At 60.9% G+C, this 6,628-nt stretch carries 5 protein-coding genes and 1 pseudogene; 5 read left to right on the top strand and 1 reads right to left on the bottom strand.

Going from position 1 to position 6,628, the window contains the following annotated elements; genetic code table 11:
- The first annotated feature begins 99 nt into the window (after window positions 1-99).
- The 5 genes and pseudogenes from M5C71_RS32300 (at window position 100) to M5C71_RS32280 (ending at window position 5,210) form a co-directional block, all read left to right on the top strand.
- Complete coding sequence (locus M5C71_RS32300; protein WP_248769598.1) at window positions 100-1,920, top strand: monovalent cation:proton antiporter-2 (CPA2) family protein; 1,821 nt, start codon at window positions 100-102, stop codon at window positions 1,918-1,920.
- 13 nt (window positions 1,921-1,933) lie between these two features.
- A pseudogene (locus M5C71_RS32295) lies at window positions 1,934-2,056 on the top strand (phage antirepressor protein); the annotation flags it as partial.
- A gap of 283 nt (window positions 2,057-2,339) precedes the next feature.
- Window positions 2,340-2,804, top strand: coding sequence for a mobile mystery protein A (locus M5C71_RS32290; protein ID WP_103497686.1), 465 nt, complete (start codon window positions 2,340-2,342; stop codon window positions 2,802-2,804).
- Window positions 2,795-3,382 (top strand): mobile mystery protein B, encoded by a 588-nt coding sequence (locus M5C71_RS32285; RefSeq protein ID WP_248769597.1) that lies wholly within the window; start codon window positions 2,795-2,797, stop codon window positions 3,380-3,382. The genes M5C71_RS32290 and M5C71_RS32285 overlap by 10 nt, the downstream gene beginning before the upstream one ends.
- Before the next feature lie 334 nt (window positions 3,383-3,716).
- Window positions 3,717-5,210: a YifB family Mg chelatase-like AAA ATPase gene (locus tag M5C71_RS32280; RefSeq protein ID WP_248769596.1), complete on the top strand. Its 1,494-nt coding sequence runs from the start codon at window positions 3,717-3,719 to the stop codon at window positions 5,208-5,210.
- A gap of 66 nt (window positions 5,211-5,276) precedes the next feature.
- Here M5C71_RS32280 and M5C71_RS32275 read toward each other — a convergent pair whose 3' ends face one another.
- Window positions 5,277-6,491, bottom strand: a complete 1,215-nt coding sequence (locus tag M5C71_RS32275) for an aldose 1-epimerase family protein (protein ID WP_248769595.1) — start codon at window positions 6,489-6,491, stop codon at window positions 5,277-5,279.
- Window positions 6,492-6,628: the final 137 nt, after the last annotated feature.

Raw genomic sequence — 6,628 nt, 5'->3', positions numbered from 1 at the left:
ACCGCAGCGCACCCTGAGCTGATTCTTCCGACAATTTGCCCGCCAGGCTGCATGCTGGCGGGCTTGCATTGTATCTTCCAGAATCAAGGGAGCTCTCCCATGCCACATGAAGGCAGCCTGCTGCAGGCCTCGGTCATTCTCCTGATGGCCGCCGTCATCATCGTTCCCCTGGCCAAGCGCCTTCAACTCGGTGCCGTGCTCGGGTACTTGCTGGCTGGCGTACTCATCGGCCCACAGGCGCTGAAATTGCTGGGCAACGCGGAAAACGTCGCGAGCTTCTCCGAGATGGGGGTGGTATTCCTGCTGTTCATCATTGGCCTGGAGCTATCGCCCAAGCGCCTCTGGCTGATGCGCAAGGCGGTGTTCGGCGTCGGGCTGGCCCAGGTGCTGCTCACCGGATTGGTGATCGGCACGCTGGCCATCGTCGCCTTCGGCCAGACCCTCCAGGCGGCGGTCATCCTCGGCTTGGGCCTGGCACTGTCATCGACGGCACTGGGATTGCAGAGCCTCGCCGAGAGCCGCCAATTGAACAGCCCCCATGGTCGGCTCGCCTTCGCCATCCTACTGTTCCAGGACATCGCCGCCATCCCCCTCATCGCCCTGGTACCACTGTTGGCGGTCACCGGCGCGCAGGCCACCGGCGAAAGCGTCCTGGCCCACGGGCTGAAGGTGCTCGGCAGCATCGCCGTAGTGGTGGTGGGGGGTCGCTACCTGCTGCGCCCGTTATTCCGCGCCGTGGCTCGCACCGGCCTGCCGGAAGTCGCCACCGCCACCGCACTGCTGGTGGTGCTCGGTACCGCCTGGCTGATGGAACTGGCGGGAGTGTCGATGGCGCTGGGGGCATTCCTTGCGGGCCTGCTGCTGGCCGACTCGGAATATCGCCATGAGCTGGAGTCACAGATCGAGCCATTCAAGGGTCTGCTGCTGGGCTTGTTCTTCATGAGCGTGGGCATGGGCGCCAACCTGGCGCTGCTGTTCGAGAATCCCGGCCTGATCGTCGGCCTGACCCTCCTGCTGATCGCCCTCAAGCTGCCCTTGCTGATGTTCGTCGCACGCATGGCCGGTGGTCTGTCGCGCATCGCGGCACTGCGCCTGGGCCTGGTACTGGCCGCCGGCGGGGAGTTCGCCTTTGTGGTATTCAAGCTTGGCCAGAACCTGGGGCTGTTCGATGCCCGCACCTACGATACCCTGATCATGACCATCACCCTGTCGATGGCCGTCACTCCGCTGCTGCTGGCCTGCGCGCGAGGGCTGAAGACGCGTCCACAGCCGACCAGGGAGGTGCCGGAAAGTCTCAAGGCGATCCAGAGCGAAGGGCCGCGAGTGGTCATCGCCGGCATGGGTCGCGTCGGCCAGATCATTGCGCGGATCCTGCATGCGCAGGACATTCCCTTCGTCGCGCTGGACACCTCGATCGATACCATCGAGATGACCCGCAGCTTCGAGCACGCGCCGGTGTTCTATGGCGACCCCCTGCGCCCGGAAATCCTGAGTGCCGCCAAGGTCGGCGAGGCCGAATATTTCATCGTCGCCCTGGACGACCCGGAGAAAGCCGTGAAGACCGCGCAAGCGGTGCAGCGCCTGTATCCACAGGTCAAAGTCCTGGCCCGGGCCCGCAATCGACAGCACGTACACCAACTGCTCGATGCCGGTGCCGAGCCCGTGCGAGAGACCTTTTATTCGAGTCTGGAGATGACCCGCCGCACCCTGGAAGGACTCGGTATCTCCCCAACCCAGGCCGAGCACCGGATCCAGCAGTTCATGGCACATGATGAACAGGTGCTGGCCGCCCAACGGCTGGTACGCGACGACACCTCGAAGATCAGGCAGACCGCGCAGGAAGCCCGCCTGGAGCTGGCCCGGCTGTTCGAAAGCGATACAGGCGAGCCGGAACAGGCGGTGCCACTCGATGTCCGGTAGATCGGCGCAAATAAATCAGCCGTGGACCAGACGGCAAGATGTTCCCCATATGCTGCCGGAGGGAGAACAGCCACGTAGCACGCGAAACGCGCCGTGGTGGAAACGAACGTCACGCCTACTTCCATCGTTGTCGTAAGGTTGGGGCTCTGGGGTCTCCTCGATGCGCCGCAGGACTGCACAGAGCCACCGGCACCAGCTTTCACACCCAAGCCATTGTCAAAATTGTTAGCCTATAGGCATACATAAATCATAAAAATGTATGCCTATACGCATACAAAATCTTTATTTTTGTATGCCTATGGGCTATCAAAAACATTATTTTGTTAGCCTACAGGCTAACAAAAATGATAAATTGTTAGCCTATAGGCATACATAAATGCCTATTTTGACAGCTTATAGGCTGTCAAAAAGGAGATCTCATGCGTAATTCCTCACTCAGCAACCTGCGTCTGGCTCAGGTGGAACGGGCTCTCGAGCCCTTCGTAACCCTCAAAGGGAAAACTACCCCTCGTGGTGGCTGGCTGCGCTCGATTCGAGAATCCCTGGGCAGAACTGTACGCAGTCAGGCTGCTCTGCTCGGCGTGGCGCCCGCCACGCTTCAAAAATCCGAGCAATCGGAGGCAGATGACCGAATTACCCTCGGTCAACTGAGAAAACTGGCCAACGGGCTGGACTGCGAGCTGGTCTATGCACTGATACCGAAGAAGCCTTTGCATGACATGGTCGAAGAGCGCGCAGAATCGTTGGCCCGGAAAGAGGTCATGGGGGTTTCGCACATGATGGCCCTTGAAGACCAGCGCCCGTCCGACTCATTCATCGAACGCAAGGTAACTGAACGACGCCAGGAACTGCTGGCAGGAGCGTGGGCTCGACTATGGCGGTAGAACTCGAACTGAAACCCGGGCAAACCCCTCTCGACCATGACGAAGCCGCAGGTATCAAGCCAAAACACATCAGTACCCAGGGCGAGCTTGACGAGTGGGAAGCGGAAAACCTGCTCAAGGCCAGGCAGTGGCTGAATCGCCAGAAAAAGCTTGATGTGCTTAACGAACACTTCTGCCGCGACCTTCACAAGAAAATGTTCAGTGACACATGGAACTGGGCTGGCACATTCCGCAGAACTGAAAAAAATATCGGCTGCGATCCGATACAGATCTCGATCAAGCTGAATCAGCTTCTAGGCAATGTGGCGTACTGGGTAGAGAACAAGACCTTCACACCTGATGAGATAGCGGCTCGTTTTCATCACCAGCTCGTGTCGATACACCCCTTCCCAAACGGAAATGGCCGCCATGCTCGTTACATGACCGATGCTCTTCTCAGGCAGTGCGGTTGCCTTGATTTCTCCTGGGGTAATGGGAATCTGGTTTCAACCAATGAGGTCCGTGATCGCTATATCCGGTCCCTCCGTGACGCCGATGCCGGCGATTACGCCCCACTTATGGTCTTCGTACGTAGTTGAGCCCCCCCTTGGGAACTACGTATCAAGCGCAGTGAGCGCCGGCCCGCTGTTGCCATCACTACCAAGAGAAAAAAGATTCCAATACAATTTCTTCGCAGCCCTGGCCATTCCACTCCCGGGTTACTGAAACGGTGAAGAACCTAGGTATATATGGCCCCGCTATGCGGGGCCTACTCGTTTCTGACGACCTCGCTGGCCGATGCTAACCCTGCTTCCCGCCCCCCACGAACAGACATCGAATCGTCTGGACACATAAAAGCCCCCAAGCCCCTCCCCCGCTCAACTAATCTTCCAGAACCGCAGGAAGCGGCCCCTTCGCGTTCAAGGAAAGAACATGTCCCTGGCCATCGTCCACAGTCGCGCCCAGGTGGGCGTGGAAGCCCCCGCCGTCACCGTCGAAACCCATCTGGCCAACGGCTTGCCGATGCTGACGCTGGTCGGGCTGCCCGAAACCGCCGTGAAGGAAAGCAAGGACCGGGTCCGCAGCGCGATTCTCAATTCGGCCCTCGATTTTCCGGCACGACGCATTACCCTGAACCTCGCTCCGGCGGATCTGCCCAAGGACGGAGGACGCTTCGACCTGGCAATTGCCCTCGGTATCCTGGCCGCCAGCGTGCAGGTGCCCGCCCTGACACTGGACAACCTGGAATGCCTGGGCGAACTGGCCTTGTCCGGCGCCATTCGCCCGGTGCAAGGCGTGCTGCCGGCGGCACTGGCCGCTCGCGCCGCCGGACGTACGCTGGTGGTGCCACAAGCCAACGCCGAGGAGGCCTCGCTGGCCTCCGGGCTGACGGTGATTGCCGTCGACCATCTGCTGCAACTGGTGGCCCATCTCAATGGACATGCGCCGATCAAACCCTTCGAATCCAACGGCCTGCTGCACTTGAGCAAGCCCTACCCGGATCTGAGCGAAGTGCAAGGCCAACTCGCCGCCAAACGCGCCCTGCTGATCGCCGCCGCCGGGGCGCATAACCTGCTGTTCAGCGGCCCACCCGGCACCGGCAAGACCCTGCTCGCCAGCCGCCTCCCCGGATTGCTACCGCCGCTGGACGAACAGGAAGCCTTGGAAGTCGCGGCCATCCAATCGGTCGCCAGCCATGTGCCGTTGAGCTGTTGGCCCCAGCGGCCTTTTCGCCAACCGCATCACTCGGCCTCGGGACCCGCGCTGGTGGGTGGAGGATCGCGGCCACAGCCCGGTGAAATCACCCTGGCCCATCACGGCGTGCTGTTTCTCGATGAACTGCCGGAATTCGACCGCCGGGTATTGGAGGTCTTGCGCGAACCGTTGGAGTCCGGCCATATCGTGATTTCCCGCGCCCGCGACCGGGTGCGCTTCCCGGCACGCTTCCAGCTGGTGGCGGCGATGAATCCCTGCCCCTGTGGATATCTTGGCGATCCCAGTGGACGTTGCCGCTGCACCCCGGAACAGATCCAGCGCTACAGCAACAAACTCTCCGGCCCGCTGCTGGATCGCATCGACCTGCACCTGACCGTGGCTCGCGAAGCCACGGCGCTCAGCCCCAGCCGGCAAGACGGTGACAACACCGCGCAGGCCGCCGCCAGAGTCGCCGAAGCTCGACAACGTCAGCAACAGCGCCAGGGATGCGCCAACGCGTTTCTCGATTTACCGGCATTGCGCGTGCACTGCAAGTTATCCACAGGCGATGAAAAATGGCTGGAGACAGCGTGCGAACGACTGACGCTTTCTCTGCGGGCAGCCCATCGGCTGCTCAAGGTAGCGCGCACTTTGGCGGACCTGGAGCAGGTGGAAAATATCGAGCGCGGACACTTGGCCGAAGCACTCCAGTATCGGCCAGCGTCCCAATAGACAAGAGATCGCTTGAACAAGGCCAAGCCGAAACATTGCGTTATCGGCCAGCCCATCCCAACCGGGTTATTCCTTGCTCAAATCCACCAACGGCGTGCCCCGCACCTCCGTCTTGCGCCCGTCCTGAATCTGCGTCACCCGCTGCACCGCCTTATCCACAGCCGCCTTGTCCGCCAGCAGACTGTAGCTGATCTGGAACTGGCGTTTCTGCCCGGCCTCGATGGTCGGCACCAAGCCCAGCGGGCGCTGGTAATGGCGGTTATAGGAGAAGCTGGTTCCCGGCTCCAGCCCGGTGACATAACCCTGCCCCTGGGTATCGGTGTTTTTCCACAGGGAGAACACCGGCAACTGTTGGGTATTGAACCCGAGCGAAACCCCGAGACTGCCGGCCTTGTTGTGCAACACCGCCAAGGTGTCGCCCTTGGCATCGGCATACGGCACGACGTTGTAGACGGTCTCGTCATAGTCCTTGGTCGGCGCGCGATAGGTCTGCCAGTCCGGCAGGTCGCCCTTGGCCTTGTCGTTGAACGGCGAGACCTGCTTCACCGGCGCCACGAAGCGCGCGCCCTGCTCCAGGAACGGAGTGCTGAAGTTGCTGTGGTACAGCGCCTGGTATTCCTTCGGATAATCGCCGTTGTTGGTCAGCGTGTCGTTGAGCGCAAAACTCACGCTGCCCGGCACCGTCAACAGTTCGGTAACCACCGAGAAGTCGACCTTCTTGAACGCCTGCTCCTTCAGCTCGCCTTGCAAACGAATGGCATAAGGCGGCTTTTCATCGATATGCAACGTGACCTTGCTGGCCGGAATATTCGCCGCCCGCCCGTGCAAGGTGAGCAGTTCACCGTTATCGAGCCCCGGATGCCCGACCCACTCATAGCCGCAACGCACCACCAACTCGTTGAAGCCCTCCAGCCAGCCCAGGCCGCCACGGCCGTTGAGCTCGATAAAGGCCGGGTTGACCACTTCCTTGACCGGCGAGTCCCAGCCCAGGCGCACATTGCCCACGGACGCGTGCAGGACGTTCATGCCCCGCGTCGGGACCACCGAGAGTTTCATCGTGCCGTTGTCGATATCGACGATGCTGACCCCTTCCTGGCGGCCGCCATGCAAGGTGCGCATCGTCACGGAAAAAGGTTTGTCGGTCTTGATCCCCAGTTGTTGGCTGGTGATCTGCCGGTTCTGCGCGGGCGTGTCGCTGTCGAGCAGCACGTAGTCCCAGGCCATGGCGTGGGAAGCAGCGGTCAGGGCGGTGACACCGAAGAGCAAGCGGAGGGAAGTCATGGGCGGTCCTTGTTGGAATTGTCCGACTTTTATAGCGCTGATGAAACGATTCAGCAAGTCGACCAGAAAAATTCCCGTCAGCTCGATGAGCGCATGTACTACCACCCGTATTTCAGCGCCTGTGACGAGGCGCCGCC

It is taken from the genome of Pseudomonas sp. MWU12-2345 (assembly GCF_023242385.1).
In the GTDB taxonomy this organism is placed as follows: Bacteria; Pseudomonadota; Gammaproteobacteria; order Pseudomonadales; family Pseudomonadaceae; genus Aquipseudomonas; species Aquipseudomonas gingeri_D.
This window is presented reverse-complemented; position numbering and strand designations above follow the sequence as displayed.